Source organism: Tolypothrix sp. PCC 7601 (assembly GCF_025677855.1).
In the GTDB taxonomy this organism is placed as follows: domain Bacteria; phylum Cyanobacteriota; class Cyanobacteriia; order Cyanobacteriales; family Nostocaceae; genus Aulosira; species Aulosira diplosiphon.
The window spans coordinates 82903-100346 of sequence record NZ_CP064879.1; the positions used below are offsets into that span (position 1 = coordinate 82903).

Annotated in this window: 7 protein-coding genes and 1 pseudogene; 7 read left to right on the top strand and 1 reads right to left on the bottom strand. The window is 42.2% G+C overall.

Annotation, left to right across the window (positions count from 1 at the left end):
• Nucleotides 1-40: 40 nt before the first annotated feature.
• Nucleotides 41-1174: a hybrid sensor histidine kinase/response regulator gene (locus HG267_RS00345; RefSeq protein ID WP_045867508.1), complete on the bottom strand. Its 1134-nt coding sequence runs from the start codon at nt 1172-1174 to the stop codon at nt 41-43.
• Between the two features lie 346 nt (nt 1175-1520).
• Between HG267_RS00345 and HG267_RS00350 the strand changes: the two genes are divergently transcribed.
• The 7 genes and pseudogenes from HG267_RS00350 to HG267_RS00380 all read left to right on the top strand — a co-directional run bounded on the left by HG267_RS00350 (nt 1521) and on the right by HG267_RS00380 (nt 17211).
• Nucleotides 1521-2234, top strand: a complete 714-nt coding sequence (locus HG267_RS00350; protein WP_045867507.1) for a response regulator — start codon at nt 1521-1523, stop codon at nt 2232-2234.
• A 522-nt stretch (nt 2235-2756) separates the two neighbouring features.
• Nucleotides 2757-2963 carry a hypothetical protein gene (locus HG267_RS00355; protein ID WP_263420016.1) on the top strand — a complete coding sequence of 69 codons (207 nt, stop codon included), beginning with the start codon at nt 2757-2759 and terminating at the stop codon, nt 2961-2963.
• Between the two features lie 622 nt (nt 2964-3585).
• Nucleotides 3586-6052: pseudogene (locus tag HG267_RS00360) on the top strand (glycoside hydrolase family 31 protein).
• Between the two features lie 463 nt (nt 6053-6515).
• Nucleotides 6516-10403 carry an ATP-binding protein gene (locus HG267_RS00365; RefSeq protein ID WP_045867504.1) on the top strand — a complete coding sequence of 1296 codons (3888 nt, stop codon included), beginning with the start codon at nt 6516-6518 and terminating at the stop codon, nt 10401-10403.
• 613 nt (nt 10404-11016) lie between these two features.
• Entirely contained in the window at nt 11017-11445 is a 429-nt protein-coding gene (locus HG267_RS00370; RefSeq protein WP_045867503.1) for a hypothetical protein, read from the top strand.
• A 381-nt stretch (nt 11446-11826) separates the two neighbouring features.
• Nucleotides 11827-11973 (top strand): hypothetical protein, encoded by a 147-nt coding sequence (locus HG267_RS00375; protein WP_155538897.1) that lies wholly within the window; start codon nt 11827-11829, stop codon nt 11971-11973.
• A gap of 300 nt (nt 11974-12273) precedes the next feature.
• Nucleotides 12274-17211, top strand: coding sequence for a PAS domain S-box protein (locus tag HG267_RS00380; protein ID WP_052335024.1), 4938 nt, complete (start codon nt 12274-12276; stop codon nt 17209-17211).
• Nucleotides 17212-17444: the final 233 nt, after the last annotated feature.

Here is a 17444-nt window from a genome sequence, read left to right on the forward strand (position 1 = left end):
CATCCAGTAATTCTGCTTTATACAATTAAGATAAATATTTTTATGCTTCTACTTCTAACTTACTGGCTTGGCCAAGAGGCAAACTAATAGTAAATATACTGCCATTACCAGGTTCAGATTCCACAGTTAGCGAGCCTTGATGAGATTCGATAATGCAGCGAGAGAGATACAGTCCTAAACCACTACCTGAACCTAAATGTTTACCTGGACGAAATCGCTCGAATAAAATTGTTTGGTTCTTTTGCGAAATTCCGGGCCCTGTATCTTGAATTTGGACTATGACATAATTTTTCTCTACATTTAACCGCACATATATATAACCTGTCGCAGTAAATTTAATCGCATTGCCAATAATATTAGTTAATACTCTTCTGATTTCTATCCGGTCAGCTATTACTGTAATTAATGCTTCTGGTTCTGCATTCAGATTTTCTGGAATTTCAGCTTTTAAAACTAAGTTTTTTTCTTCTGCTAGTGGCTTCAATTCTTGTGCCACTTCACTCACTAATTGTTGAATATCAAAGGCAGATAATCTCAAGGTCTTAGAACCTGCTTCATGTCTATAAACTTCTAGTAAGTTATTGACCATTGTTAGCAAATCTTCATTGCTCCCAATCATCGTATCAATAATTTTGGCAAAATCTGATGTGACAGTACAAAACATTCCTTCTCTGGTTAATTTTAAGACTCTATTCGCAGCCGCAAGAGGTGTGCGTAAATCGTGAGTAAATCGTGAGGCAAAATCTTCTCGTAAACTTGCCATGTGATCGCGTTCATCTATAGTGTGTTTGAGACGTAAAAGACAACGAACCCGCGCATTTAGTTCATCGGGATCAAATGGTTTACGAATAAAATCATCGGCTCCTGCATCCAGTCCTTCGACAACGCTAGAGTAGATGTGAGCGGTAATCAATAATATGGGAATGTAGGGCAAATTTTTATTGTGTCGAATGCGGCGCGTAAATTCATAACCATCGAGTTCTGGCATCATAATATCCAGAAGTATTAAGTCTGGTGGTGACTGCTCAACTATCGCCAAAGCATTTGTGCTATCTTGCGCCAAGATAACTTCATAGCTATCTTCTTGTAAAACTGTTTCTAGTAGTACTAAATTGTCATAAACGTCATCAACAACTAAAATTTTATCTTTTTTTACAGATTGAGGTATTGACATGGCTGTTTAGACAATAAACTAATTAGTTTTATTAAATTAACTCTTTTTGGGATACAATTCTTGTGAATTAATTAATTTTTTTTGTCATCTATCTCCAGACTTTATTTGAGAATTAATTTATTTTCAATTCAAGCATCAGTCTATTGATAGGTGCATCAAAGTGTGATTTCCAAAAGATTTAGATAAACATTTTGCAGCCTTAGAAAAGAAATAATTTTTTATACCTTATGGTAGATGTATTTCTTCATGGGTTTGTCATCATCTTCCTTTTGGTATAAACTTCACAGTAAAATAGCGAAGATATTTTATTCTGTACTTTAGATAGATCCGGGTAGAGGTAACAGCCATGAGTGAGATTAAGGTCGTTGTGATTGAAGACCACAACCTTACCAGAATAGGCTTACAGGCTGCTTTACAAGCCGAGGCAGATATCAAAATTGTTGGTGAGGCTGCCAACGCTACGGATGGATTGCAACTTTTGTTGACGCTGAAGCCAGATGTTGCCACTATCGATATCGGTTTGCCTGATATGGATGGGATTGAATTAACTCGCAAGTACAGGCAATTTCAACAGCAGAATCCAGACTTGACTACCAAAATTCTCATTCTCACAATGCAAAACAGTGAGGAAGCTGTGTTAGCAGCTTTTGGGGCGGGGGCAGATTCTTACTGTATGAAGGATATTGACAGAGATAGGCTAGTAGATGCAGTCAAAACCACTTATACAGGTAGTCCGTGGATTGACCCGACAATAGCAGATATTGTACTCAAGCAGGTACGCCAAGATGATCTTTCTGGTAGCAGCAGTGGCAAAAGAGTATTAATTGATGGTCTTGACTCAGAAATTGAGAAAACTATCGAAACTTCTTCTTTAACTCAACGTGAAATGGAAGTTTTAGAGTTGATTGTTGCTGGCTGTGATAACGCAGAAATTGCTCAAAAATTGTATTTGACTATCGGTACTGTAAAAACTCATGTGCGGGGAATTTTGAGTAAACTCTGTGTTTCTGATAGAACGCAAGCGGCTGTTAGGGCTTTGCGTGGCGGTTTGGTGCATTAATTAGCCATTATGAACTGCGTACACCAGAACACATGAAAAATTCATTAATCCCCCTTGCTCCCTGCTCCCTGCTCCTCTGCTTTTTCAATTCAGGTTGGCGAAATTAAAGATAACTGGCTGAGGCTGTCATTTGTCCTATTCTGCGGGTACTCCTACTCTGCGAGAAGGGCTACGCCCAACGGAGAACTCGTAGAGTAGCCGCTACGACGCATTAATATATTTTAGAGGGCAAGGCAATGCCCAGTGGTGTCAACTTCAGCTAAAAGCGATATAGGGCGGGCGTTGTACAAATACCTCGCACCCTCATCCCCTAACCCCTTCTCCCCGAGGAGAAGGGGAATTAAATCTCTTGCTCCCCTATCCCGGCGGGAGAGGGGTTGGGGGTGAGGGCGAAAACCTAGCTACAAAGCGGGTTTCACGTTAAGTTGACACAGGTGGGCATTGCCTTGCCCCTACAATTTGTCGTGGTATAATTTCAGCCAATGCCATGCATAGTACTAAACCGTGGTGGGATTTCTGCAAATGCTAGGCGGTTCCCTGGCGAGTGGGTTAGTGGCTTTCCTTGATGATGGACACAGTGCGTTCACCGAAGGTGTTGACAAAGTCATCGCTATGTCTGGTGTGATGGCAATATTTGCGATCGCTTCTTATGCCGCCTATACAATATTGGCACCTCCCGCCGAACGCCGATTAGCACTACACAAGAGTAGGGACTTCCAAATAAAATAATTAATCGCTGTGGGAAGTGTATTTTTACAATGAATTCTAAGAAAAGGTACAAGGAAAAATCGAGTTAGTAATTTTTCCTTGTCTTCCTAGGCCTTCGTGTATCTTCGACCTTTACCAGAACTCACTTGAAAAGTTACTTCCAGCACATTCTTGATTAAGAGTGTAAACTTTTATTTATTTATCATGTATCTACACTGCGATAGAAGCGCAAATCTACTTTTATGGGGATGTATTTGTCAAAAATAACAATTATTATAACGTAAGTAATTTTTCAAAATTTGGCATTAATTTAGTCTAGAAATAAAATAAAATTAAATTTATAAATTTGTTTCGCTGAGTATATCAGCATTAGTCAACTATTATTATTTGATAGGTTATTTTAACAAAATATTATTCAATCATCAAAAACCTTTTTTCATCCAACCATTGAATGGCTTACATCCCCGATTTTTTGAATAAATCGAGGATTGTTTTTATGAAAAAACTCTAGCAATAAATATAAAATTTTACAATAGTTAATTTTTACTGAATACATATTTCTGAAATCTTTCATTAGAGAGATGTACACAAGTGATTTGTTATTTGTCATTTGTCCTCCTTGTCTCCTTCATCCCCAACCCTCATGCCACAATATTTTGGAAAATTACCCACAACTAACCAACCTTGGACAGCTATTGGTAACGTGCAAGGTGTAAATTGGAGCAATCGCAATATTGATTTTGACTGTGGTAATTCACGGTTGAGAATCAGTATACTTGCACCAAATTTATTGCGGGTTCGGCTTGCACCTACAGGAGAATTTATACCTCGCCGTTCTTGGGCGGTGGTGTTGGATGATTCGCAATGGCCGATATTTCCTTTTGAGGTGCAAGATACGGAAGCAGCAGTAGAAATTACCACTGAGCAAATTCGTGTCTGCGTACAAAAGCAGGAGAGTTGCATCGTCTGTTTTGACAAAGCTAATCGTCCCTTTGCTCAAGATAATTTAGATATGGGGATGGGTTGGCGTTTGGGTGCGGTTGCAGCTTGGAAGCAAATCGCTGCTGATGAGCATTTTTATGGCTTTGGCGAACGCACGGGGTTTCTCGATAAACTGAGTGAAGTTAAAACTAATTGGACGACGGATGCTTTAGATTACGATGCGCTGACTGATGAAATGTACCAAGCCATTCCGTTTTTTATGGCTTTGCGTCCAGATGTCGGCTATGGCATATTTTTTAACACAACTTTTTGGAGTCAGTTTGATATTGGCGCAGAAAAACCCGGTGTTTGGAAGATGGAAACTCGCGGGGGGGAGCTAGATTACTATATGATTTATGGCCCGGAACCTGCTAATATTTTGCGTACATATACGCAGCTAACGGGGAGAATGCCATTACCGCCAAAATGGGCGCTGGGTTATCATCAATGTCGCTGGAGTTATGAATCGGAAACTGTGGTGCGCGAACTGGCGCGAGAATTTCGCCAGCGTCAAATTCCTTGCGATGTCATCCATTTAGATATCGACTATATGCGGGGTTATCGTGTCTTTACCTGGAGTCCCCAACGTTTCCCCAATCCCGCAAAGTTAGTTAGGGATTTGGCTCAAGATGGTTTTAAAACTGTGACAATTATCGATCCGGGTGTGAAGTATGAACCGGAAGCGAATTATCATGTTTTCGATCAGGGGATAAATCACGATTATTTTGTCCGTAAAGCTGATGGTAGGTTGTTTCACGGCTATGTTTGGCCGGAGAAAGCAGTTTTTCCCGATTTTTTACGTTCCGATGTGCGTCAGTGGTGGGGGGATTTACAAAAAAGTCTGACTGATATCGGCATAGCAGGGATTTGGAATGATATGAATGAACCTGCTATCGATAATCGTCCCTTTGGGGATGGGGGGGGAGAAGATTTGGTTTCCGTTGGATGCGCCGCAGGGGGGATTGGGGACTGGGGATGAGGGGGATGAGGGGGATGAGGGAGATGAGGGGGATGAGGGGACAAGGGGACAAGGGGATAAAAGGGAGAATTTTCAATCCAAAATCCAAAATCCACAATCTAAAATTGATGTAACTCATTTAGAGGTGCATAATTTGTATGGGTTGATGATGGCGAGGGCTTGTGCTGAGGGGTTGCAGCGTCATCGGCAAAATGAGCGTTCGTTTGTGTTGACGCGTTCGGGTTATGCGGGTGTGCAGCGTTGGTCTGCGGTGTGGATGGGGGATAACCAATCGTTGTGGGAACATTTGGAAATGTCGCTACCGATGCTCTGTAATATGGGGCTTTCGGGTGTGGGGTTTGTGGGTTGCGATATTGGGGGGTTTGCGGGGAATGCGACGGCGGAGTTGTTCGCGCGGTGGATGCAGGTGGGGATGTTGTACCCCCTGATGCGGGGACATTCGGCGATGTCTACGGCGCGTCATGAGCCTTGGGTATTTGGCGATCGCACAGAAAATATTTGTCGAGAATATATTAATCTGCGTTATCAACTATTGCCTTATATCTACAATCTTTTTTGGGAAGCGGCACAGACAGGCGCTCCGATTCTAAGACCCTTACTTTATCATTTTGCGTGCGATCGCACAACCTACAAGCTTTACGATCAGGTTTTGCTGGGTGCTTCTTTAATGGCGGCACCAATTTATCGACCGGGTGTGGAATATCGCGCTGTTTATTTACCTGCTGGTACTTGGTATGACTGGTGGAGTAATGAGCGTTATCAAGGCCCTACCCATATTCTTACCCATGCACCTTGGGAAAAAATGCCACTGTTTGTCCGGGGTGGTGCAATTATTCCGATGCAACCAGTAACGCAATATGTAGATGAACAGCCAATTAACGAATTACATTTACGTATTTGGCCTGGAAATAATGAATATATTTTGTTTGAAGATGATGGTAAAAACGATGGGGAAAATCAGAATTTTTCCTTAAGAAGGATAACTGTATCTACACAAGCAAATCAAATAGTTGTCGAAATTAATCAACGCGAAGGAAATTGGGCACAACCACAGCGAGAAGTGATTGTGGAACTAGTGGGAGTGGGCGAGAAATACTTTACTGATGATGGGGGAAGTTATCGCTGGGAATTCTCAGAGATTGGTGCTTAGAGAAGATTGATCAAGCAAGCCTAACGCACCATCAATGCGGCGTGCGTTACGGCTAAATTTCATTGTCGCTGTGTCCCAAATTCTTTCATAGCTGTAACACACCCTACTTAAGACTATCTTTCTCTCTCTATGCCCAATGACGGCAGTTGCTTTAAGCCGGGAAACCCGTTCAACGCACTGCCTCCCCAATGCCCCATGCCCATTTTCAAATTATTTCCTAAAATCTATCTCAGTATAGATTTCTTAAAATTTAAAATTCTTTTGTCCTACCTCTGAAATAATAAAATATGCATATAGGTAGATGAAAAAATGCGTCAACTACCTATAGCATGTATCACTAGTAATGTTAACCCCAAGACAACATGAAAAATTCGTAATTGCATTCCACACAGGGATAGAGTAAAAACTCTAAATAGTTTCTTAATTACGAACTCCGAATTACGAATTACGAATTACGAATTACGTGTTACAAGTAAACCGCTTGCGTTTGCAAGTTCTCACTCCAGATGCCCTTAACTCTTTAATAGTACAAGTAAGCAGTGCGATCGCCATTTTGGTAGGTGTATTTGTACTCGTTGGTTGGAGTTTTGACATTGAATTTCTCAAATGTGGCTGTCATGGCAATATAGTCACGATGAAGGCTAATACAGCCTTAGGTTTAATCCTATCTGGTGTGTCGCTGTGGTTAGCCCAGAAATTAAATCTCAATCAAGGTGTTCAGCATCGCACCTTCTACCACTGGTGTTTTCGGCTGTGTACGGTAGCAGTCACGTTAATTGGTTTCTTAACAGTTTTGGAATATGTATTTGGGGGAAATCTGGGAATTGACGAGTTTTTATTCCGTGATTCACCCCATGCTGTATTGACATTGCATCCAGGGAGAATGGGGTTTAACACTGCACTCGACTTTATGCTCATTGGGAGAGCATTAGAGTTGTTGGTGCATCAAAAAACCCATCGTAGCTATTGGTATGCCCAAATTCTCGCCCTCATAGCCGGTTTAATTTCTCTCCAGGCGGTAATTGGCTATGCCTATCAAGTCAACATTTTATATGGAACCCGTTACACAACCTCAATGGCGATACACACAGCACTGACATTTCTGGTGCTGTGTCTGGGAATAATGTGGACACATCCAAACCAAGGATTAATGCGAGTAATCACAAGCAATACCGACAGTGGTTTATTGTCCCGGCGGTTATTATTGGCGGCGATCGCAGTACCTTTTTTACTGGGGTGGTTAATTGTTCAGGGACAAAAAGCTGGCGGTTATGATACGGCCTTTGCTATATCGCTGTTTGCCATAATTATTATGGTAATTTTTGTGATTTTAATCTGGCAAAGTGCAATTGTTGTGGAACGCCTCAGTCGTCAGCGCGATCGCGTTCAAGGTGAACTCAAATTTTACGAAGAAAAACTCAAAAGCTTTTTCGACGCAAATGTCATTGGGATTTTGTTTGGCGATATTTATGGCGGTATCCAACAGGCGAACGACGAATTTTTGGCGATGGTTGGTTACACGCGAGCAGATTTATTAGCTGGGAGAATTAGTTGGAGTCAGATCACACCCCCAGAATATCTGCATTTAGATGAGCAAAGTATCGCCGAAGCCAAAGCCAATGCTAACGGTGCTTGTACGCCATACGAAAAAGCATATATCCGCAAAGATGGGAGTTTGATTCCGGTATTTGTCGGTTTTGTACTCACAGGAGAAAACCGTGAAGAAGCTGTGGCATTTATTATTAATTTAAGCGAACGCCAACAAGCTAGGGAACAAATAGTAGAACTCAATAAAAATCTTCAGCGCCGCGTCACTGAGTTACAGACGTTACTTGATGTCATTCCCATAGGTATTGGCATTGCTGAAGATTCAGAGTGCCGCAACATCAAAGCTAACCCAGCTTTCGCCAAAAAATTGGGAATTTCCCCAGATAACAACGCCTCCTTAATTGCCCCAATAGGCGAAAAACCGGGTTTTAAAATTTACCGCGAAGGTAAAGAAGTTCCCATCGAAGAACTGCCGATGCAGTACTGCACAATTCACGGTGTAGAAGTACTGGATTATGAATTTGATATTGTCCAGGAAGATGGTACAAGTTTGACGTTAGTGGAGTATGTAGCACCTCTATTTGACGAAGATGGTAATACTAGAGGCTGCATTGGGGCATTTTTAGATATTACAGAACGCAAGCAAAACGCCCAGGTGCTGCGAAATCAGCAAAGATGGCTAGAAGATGTACTCAACCTCATGCCCAGGCCATTGCTATTTATTGAACCGGGGACAGCAAAAGTTACCTTCGCCAATCGTGCGGCTGATGAACTAGCTGGGGGCGAATTTCCCAAGGGTATCCCAGTATCAGAATACGATCAATATTACCATTTTACCGATGCCAATGGCGATCGCATTCCTAATGAGCAAATGCCAGGGGTACGCGTTGCTAGGGGCGAACGTTTGCATGGTTTGGAAGTAGACTGGCATACCAGCCAAGGTGTGCGTTCCCTACTAGTATATGCCGATACTATGCCAGCAATGCATGGTTATCCTGCCACCTGTTTATTAGTTTTCCAAGATATTACCAATATTAAGGATGTAGAAAAAGCCTTATCGATTAATAATCAACGGCTGAAGTTACTATTTCATACCGCCAATGAATTGCTATCTAGCCAAAACCCTGTAGCTTTGGTAGATAGTTTATTCCGCAAAATTGCCGAGCAAATTAACTTAGATTTATACCTGAATTATTTAATTGAAGATAACTCTGGGGTCATGCGTCTCGCTTCATCCACAGGCATTTCCCCAGAACTAACCAAGGAAATAGAATATCTAGCCATAGGTGCAGCCGTATGCGGCACTACCGCCCAAACCCGTTGTCAAACAGCATTAGAGAACGTCCAAGCATCAACCGATCCCAAAACAGAATTAATTCGCGCCCTCGGGATTAAAGCTTACTTTAGTTACCCCTTAATGGCTCAAGGACAACCTTTAGGAACCCTATCCTTTGGTTCCCGTACCCGCACCCGCTTCACAGAAAATCAAAAAGGCATGATGCAAGCAGTATGCGATCAAATTGCGATCGCTATGGAACGCGCCAGGTTAATTAGTTCCTTACAGCAACAAACCGAGCAATTACAAGAAGCCAACCGCATGAAGGATGAATTCTTGGCGATATTGTCCCACGAATTGCGATCGCCCCTCAATGCTATCCTCGGTTGGGCACAATTGCTGCGTTCCCGCAACCTCAACCCCACGCAAACAGCCAAAGCCTTAGAAACCATCGAACGCAACGCCAAGGCGCAAACCCAGCTAATTGAAGACTTGCTGGATATTTCCCGCATGATTAGAGGTAAATTGCGCCTCACAGTTGCGACTTGCAATCTGATTACCATCATTAAATCAGGCTTAGAAACTCTCAGCCTCGCCGCCCAAGCCAAAGACATCAATTTGCACTTTACCATCCAAGAAAATAGCAGCAAAACCTATAGCCTCAGCGAATTGAGCGCAGTGCCAAAGCTGGATGCAGAATTTTTAGTATCTGGGGATGCGGAACGTTTACAACAAATTATCTGGAATTTGCTCTCCAACGCCATCAAATTTACCGCTCCTGGCGGTCAGGTAGACATCAAGCTAGGTAAAATTGAGGAGAAATTCCAAGGTAATTTCACTAGTTACGCCCAAATTCAGGTAATTGACACCGGAATAGGCATTAGTGCTGAATTTCTCCCCTACGTATTCGATCGCTTCCGCCAAGCTGACAGTTCCAGTACCAGAATGCATGGCGGATTAGGGCTAGGATTAGCCATCGTCCGTCATTTAGTCGAGCTGCATGGTGGTACAGTCCAAGTTGATAGCCCAGGGGAACAGCAAGGGGCAACTTTTACTGTTAAATTGCCACTTTTGTCAACAGCTAAAGGAGATATTTGTTTACCTCCCAGCAGCGAAGCCGATTCCAGCTTACTCCTCAACGCCTCCCTAGCTGGTATACGCGTCCTGATTGTAGACGACGAAGAAGATAGCCGCGAATTTATTGCCACCGTACTGCAACAAGTGCAAGCCGAAGTCCAAACCGCCGCATCCGCCCCAGAAGCAATGCAGCTAATTAGCCAATGGCAACCCGATGTGATTGTCAGCGATATTGGGATGCCAAAGGAAGACGGCTACTCCTTCATCCGCAAAGTGCGATCGCTCCCCCCAGAACAAGGCGGAAATATCCCCGCCGCCGCCCTCACCGCCTACGCCAGGGCTGAGGATAGAAGGCGCGCCATTCAAGAAGGTTATCAGTTACATTTACCCAAACCCATCGAACCAGCAGAGTTAGCCACAGTCGTCGCTAGCTTGGTGGGGAGGGGGTGAAAAAAATGGGGGAAAGGGGAAGGGGGAAGGGGGAAAGGTTTTGTATTTTCCCCTTCCCCTTGAACCCTTTCCCTTTAACCCTTTCCCCAAACCAAATTAAGAGTTGAAAATCCTTAATGGAGAAGTATTGAGGGCGATTCTTCAATTAAAAAATACATCAAGCTGATTTTAGTAGGCAAAAAGCCATTTTCCCTACTCAAAAAGCCTTAACGAGTGCTTAAAAAGCCTTAACGCCTGCTCCTTTTGGTATTTTACGCAAGCGTTAAGCCTGAACAAGTTCTCAAAAAGCCTTAACGCCTACTCATTGTAGTAAATCGCGCACTCGTTTTATTGTTTTAAGCAGCTAAAAAGCCTTAATAAGTTCTCAAAAAGCCTTAAAGCCTGCTCATTTCGGTAAATCGCGCACTCATTTTGGTGTTTTCCGCAAGTTATCGGCAAATTACATTCTTAATTTACTTATTTGCCATCTGATATTAGGAATTCACTTACTTATTACAGAAATTTTATTGTAGCAAAAATTATTGCAGATTTGCCGAAATTTTCTCAGGCTAATTGATACATAAGTTTTTTAAGGTAAAGGTTAGTAACCATACTGAAAAACAAAGTGTAGAATATGGCTCGTCAAAAAAGAAGCTCGAAAGTATTAGAAAGAGCTGTGCGTCGTGCGGCTAGCATGAACTCCATCGATCCAAATTTAGATGTCGGCAATGGACTGACTTTACCTGGCTTTCGCAGTCTCATTGAGAGAATGCAAACTCAAGAATATGCATACAACACAGCCCTTTCTAACTTGGATGGGTTATACCGGGAAATGCTACAAATCGAGCAAGAATTAGGAGACATGACAGAGCTGATACTATTGGGAGTAGCCACAAAATTTGGCAAAAGCAGTGTCGAGTATGGCCAAGCTGGAGGAGTACCGAAAAACCAGCGCCGCCGGCTAACAAAAAGTGAGTCTTCAGCTACTAATTCTCAGCCTACGTCATTGATTGCGAGTGTGAATAACAACGGCAATGGCAAAACACCAGCAGCGAAAAATTAAGCTGTTTTGCACTCAAAATCGGTTTTGGGGAAAAGGGCGGGCGTTGTACAAATACCTCGCGCCCTCATCCCCTAACCCCTTCTCCCCGAGGAGAAGGGGAACTAAATCTCTTGCTCCCCTCTCCCTGTGGGAGAGGGGCTGGGGGTGAGGGCGAAACCTTGCACAAGAGCGGGTTTCACGTTCAGTTGACACCAATGCATCTTGCCTGCCCTCATTTTGTATAAAAAATATCACTTATAGTCAAATCATATTTGCAACCGATAAATTCTTTGGAGAGGCACGCATCTGCAATTCTTCTTTTGTTACCTTCGGTAGAGAATAATTGCAAACCCCTATGTTTACATCTATTTTCAACAAGAGAATTTAGATGACAAAGGAGATATGCGTTCGCCCTTGGCGTTGGCGCAGCCATCGCTCAATTCATCAGAAGTCGGCGGGAAACTCCATCCTTTGTGGGTGCGTAGGGTGCGCGCCCCGCCGACTTGGGGCATTGGGGAGGCAGTGCGTTGGACGGGTTTCCCGGCTTAAAGCAACTGCCGTCATTGGGCATTGGTAACTCTTTGCTATGCCCTATGCCCTATTCCCCATGCCCAAAAACTCCATCCCCTTGTGGGTGGAGTTTTTTATTTACTGTGGTTTTTATTCTCAACAATATGCAATATATTTATTGAATAATTGTAAAATTTCGCACAAAAATTTAACTCAATAAATTCTTAGCTTTTTATCTATCAAATAACCTCTAATTGCAGATAAGATTACCGACATACACATTGTGTTCCACGTTTTTAACTAATCCAATTAAGTGTAATTACATAAATAAAATTATCCATGTTAATCTCCCACTACTCAATTTTGATTCTGGAAGATTCTCCAGAAGATAGGGCTTTATACCGTAGTTACTTAAAACAGGATACAACTGCCACCTATGATGTAGTTGAGGTGGAGACAGGATTAGAAGCATGGAGCTACCTAGGGCAGAACCAGCCAGATTTAATACTAATAGACTATCGATTGCCAGATATAGATGGCTTAGAATTGCTCAACAAGTTACGGCTAAAATTTGATATTTTCCAACTACCAGCAATGATGTTAACAGGGCTCTTAGATAGTGCGATCGCAGCCCAAGCCATCAAAAGTGGTGCTTGTGACTATTTAATCAAGGAAAAACTTACCCAAACTGGATTCTGCCGTGCCATTCATACCGTATTAGAGAAAACTCAACTCAAGCGGCAGATTCAGATGCAGGAGCAACAAAAACTGTTGTTAGCACAAATGCTACTCCGCATCCGTCAGTTTTTACGCTTAGAGAAAATTTTAGCAACAGCCGTGCAAGAGGTGCGAGAATTTCTGGGAGCAGATCGGGTAATTGTCTACCAGTTTGACTGTGAGAACAATGGCAAAATCTCTGCTGAATCAGTACTACCCCCGTGGAAAAGTGCTCTCAACCACCATATCAACGACCCTTGCTTTCGAGAAAGTCAGATACTAGCCTATGGTGATGGCAAAATTAGAGCAATTTCTGATATTCATGATGCTGAATTCACAGCTTGCCATATCGAATTATTAGAGCAATTAGCAGTTAAAGCTAATCTGGTTGTACCCATTTTGCTGAATACAGAAGCACAAAACCAGGGAGATCCGACAAATCAACTTTGGGGGTTACTAATTGCTCATCAGTGTAGTAATACTCGCCAGTGGCAAACAAATGAACTAGATTTACTTCAGCAACTGGCTGTGCAGCTAGCTGTAGGCATCCAACAAGCAGAACTGTATGAAAAACTGCAAAATCTCAACAAATCTTTAGAACAAAAGGTAAAAGAGCGAACAGAGCAATTGCAAGCGAGCGAACAAAGATTTCGGGCTATTTTCAATCATAGTTTTCAATTTGCAGGGCTATTAACAACTGCAGGAATTGTACTTGAGGTCAACCAAACAGCTTTAGATTTTCGGGGATTGCAATTAGAAGATGTGATCAATCGCCCCTTGTGGGAAATCAACTGGTTGACAGTTGCTCCTACAGAAGAGAACAATTTAAAGCAAGCGATCGCACTTGCCGCCCAAGGTGAATTTATCCGCTACGAAGTAGAAATTTTGAATGCAGATAATCAAATAGTCACCATAGACTTTTCTATTCGTCCGGTGAAAGATGAATCAGGAAAAGTAATTATGTTAATTCCTGAAGGACGAGATATTAGCGAACACAAAAAAGCACAAAAGGCACTCCAAGAAAACCAAATTCTCTTGCAAGTCGTCATGGATAGCCTACCCATAGCTATCTTTTGGAAAGATAGAAACTGCCGCTACATGGGATGCAACCGCCAATTACTTTTAGATAGCGGACATTCATCTATTCAAGAAATTATTGGCAAAACAGACTTTGAGATGGTATGGCGAGAGCAAGCAGCACTTTATCAAGCAGATGATCGCCTCGTCATGGAATCTGGTCAGCCTAAATTTAATATTGAAGAACCATTAACCAAAGTTGGTAATCTTCACAGATGGTTACGCACTAATAAAATACCATTACACAACGCTGAGGGTGAAATTATTGGCGTTGTCGCCAGCTATGAAGACATTACAGAACGCAAGGAAATTGAGCAAGCATTACAAGAAAGCGAACGACGCTACGCCACCCTAGCCGCATCCGCCCCCGTTGGCATTTACCGTGCAGATGCTCAAGGAAATTGTTTGTATGTCAATGAACGCTGGTGTCAGGAAACAGGCTTAACTCGCCAAGAAGCTTTAGGGTGCGGATGGCTAGTAGCTTTGCACCCAGAAGATAGAGAATTAGTTGAGTCCCAATGGCATCGCCTGATTCAAACAGGCGAAAGGTTGTGTTTAGAATATCGGTTTGTGCAACTTGATGGCAGTGAAACTTGGGTATTTGGGCAAGCTGTACCCGAAACAGATCCAGAGGGAAAGGTGATTGGTTATCTCGGCACAATTACTAATATCACTCCCAGCAAACAAGCAGAAGTAGCTTTGCGCCGCAGCCAACAACTTTATCGCACCCTAGTAGATAACTTTCCTAATGGTACAGTGGCGCTATTTGATCATGACCTGCGCTACTTACTAATAGGAGGCTTAGAACTTGCTAGATCAGGTTTGAGCAAAGCAACAATGGAAGGAAAAACAATTTGGGAAATCTTTCCTCCGGAAGTATGTGAAACATTTGTGCCGCTATTTCAAAAAGCACTAGCTGGGGAATCTGCGATCGCAGAAGTTCCCGATCAAGATAAATTTTACCTCATACATCATATTCCGGTGCGAGATGAACAGGGTAATGTCATTGCGGGTATCGTCATGACGCAAAACATCACCGAACGCAAAAAATCTGAGAATGCACTGCGGGATAGTGAAGAGAAATTCCGTCAGTTTGCCGAAAACAGCCGCCAAGTCATGTTATTACGTCAGGTTGACTCGGGAGAGTTACTTTATGCCAACCTGACTTATGAGCAAGTCTGGGGGCGACCCAGAGAAAGCTTGTATGCAAATCCTGACTCCTGGATGGCTGCAATGCACCCAGATGATGTACCGCGCATTGCTGCTGCCTATGAAACCGCAAGAGGCAAGGGATTCTTTAGTGAAGAGTACCGCATCATTCGCCCGGATGGCTCAATTCGGTGGGTTTGGGGCAGATGCTTTCCCATCAAAGATATGGCTGGGAATATTTATCGTATTGGAGCCATTGGGGAAGATATTACAGAGCGTAAACAAACAGAACAAGAGCGCGATCGCCTGCTAGAAATTTTAGAACAACAAAATCAAACTTTAGAAGAAGAAGTTACCCAGCGTACCGCCGAATTACGAGCTATTATTGATGCGATTCCCGACTATTTATTTGTCATAGATCGTCAGGACATGCGAATTATTTATTGTAACGATAGTTTTGCTCAAGAATTATTTCAGCAACCTCATGAGCAAATAGAAGGAAAAACTTTATTTGAACTGTTTCCAGACCAAAAATTAGAATATTTTGTCCAGAAAAATCAGCAAGTATTTAACTCGGGAAAATTGTTACGCATCCAAGAAACTCTGAATTTTTTAGGTAGAATTAATACTTTTGATACTATTAAAGTTCCCTTAAAACGTGACAATGGAGAAGTGTATGCCCTGGTAGGTACAGCCAGAAATATTACTGCCATCAAACAATTAGAATTGGAACTTCAGCACAGCAAAGAACGCTTTCAGAACCTTGTAGAGACATCTAGTGATTGTGTATGGGAAACAAATGAGTTTGGTTATTACACCTATGTGAGTCCGCAAATTATCAATCTTTTAGGATATTCTCCAGAGGAATTTATCGGCAAAACTCCATTTGATTTAATGCCACAAGCAGAAGCACAAAGAGTATCCCAGGAGTTAATAAAATTTATCTCTCTACAAGTTCCTTTTCAATGTTTAGAAAACACTAATTACCATAAAGATGGACGCTTAGTGACTTTAGAAACGAGCGGAGTTCCTATTTTTGATGCCAACAAAGAATTTCGCGGTTATCGCGGCATGGATCGCGATGTCACTGCACGCAAACTAGCAGAAGCTCAACTCTACCTCACAAACGAACAACTTGCTACTTCCAATACCGAACTCGCCCGTGCTACCCGCCTCAAAGATGAATTTCTGGCCAACATGAGTCATGAGCTACGCACCCCCCTCAATGCCATTTTGGGTATGTCGGAAGTGTTGCAAGACGAGATATTAGGCACAATTAATGATAGGCAAAGGCAGAGTTTGCAAACCATTGAACGCAGTGGAGAACATCTATTAGAATTAATTAACGACATCTTAGACTTATCTAAAATTGAAGCAGGGCAGCTACAATTAGAATATGCTCCCATAGCTATGCGTAAACTTTGCGAATCCAGTTTAGCGTTCATTAAACAACAAGCCGGACAAAAACGCATTCAGTTAGAAGTAAAAATTCCGCCACAACTACCAAAACTGTTGCTCGATGAACGACGCATCCGCCAAGTTTTGATTAACCTCCTCAATAATGCTGTAAAATTCACACCAGAAGGCGGGCGAATTACCTTAGAAGTGAGTCGTCAACAACTCATCCCAGAAGTAGAAAATATATCCCTCACAAGTTTCATTCGCATTGCCATCATTGATACAGGTATTGGGATTGCCCCAGAAAATATCAAAAAATTATTTAAACCCTTCATCCAAATTGATAGTGCTTTAAACCGTCAATACACTGGTACAGGATTAGGACTAGCGCTCGCCAAGCGGATTGTAGAATTACATAGCGGTAAAGTAGGGGTGAGTAGTGAACTAGGTGTAGGAAGTTGCTTTACTGTTGATTTACCCTGTAGCAATCTCTGGGAATCTTCTTTTGAGCCAGTAAACTCATCACCTGAGCTAAATTCCACCTGTGAAGAAACTGTAGTAGATTCACCCCTAATTTTATTAGTAGAAGATAACGAAGCTAATGTTTTGACAATTTCTAGTTATTTACAGGCAAAAGGATACAAGATAATTTTGGCGAATAATGGTCAAGATGCGATCGCTCTCACTAAAACCAGACTTCCTGACTTAATTTTGATGGATATTCAAATGCCAGGAATGGATGGCATAGATGCAATCAAGCAAATCCGACTAGAGCAAAACTTCGTCAATATTCCCATCATTGCCCTCACAGCTTTAGCCATGCCAGGCGATAGAGAAAAATGTCTAGCCGCCGGCGCAAACGACTATATCCCCAAACCCATCAAACTCAATCAACTAACAACCAGAATTCAAAAATTGTTAGAAGTAAAAGACTAAGTAGCTCAGGGTTAAAAATTATCGCTATGACAAGGCAGGAGGCAGGAGGCAGGAGGGAAGAGGATTATAGCTTTGTTTACCTTTCTTAACTTAGTTTTGTTTTTTCCCACTGACTTACTTAAAACAGATTTGGGTGTTTGTCATTTGTCATTTGTCATTTGTCATTTGTTTTTTTTTCTGATAAACAATTACCCATTACCCATTAACCATTACCCATTAACCATTACCCATTA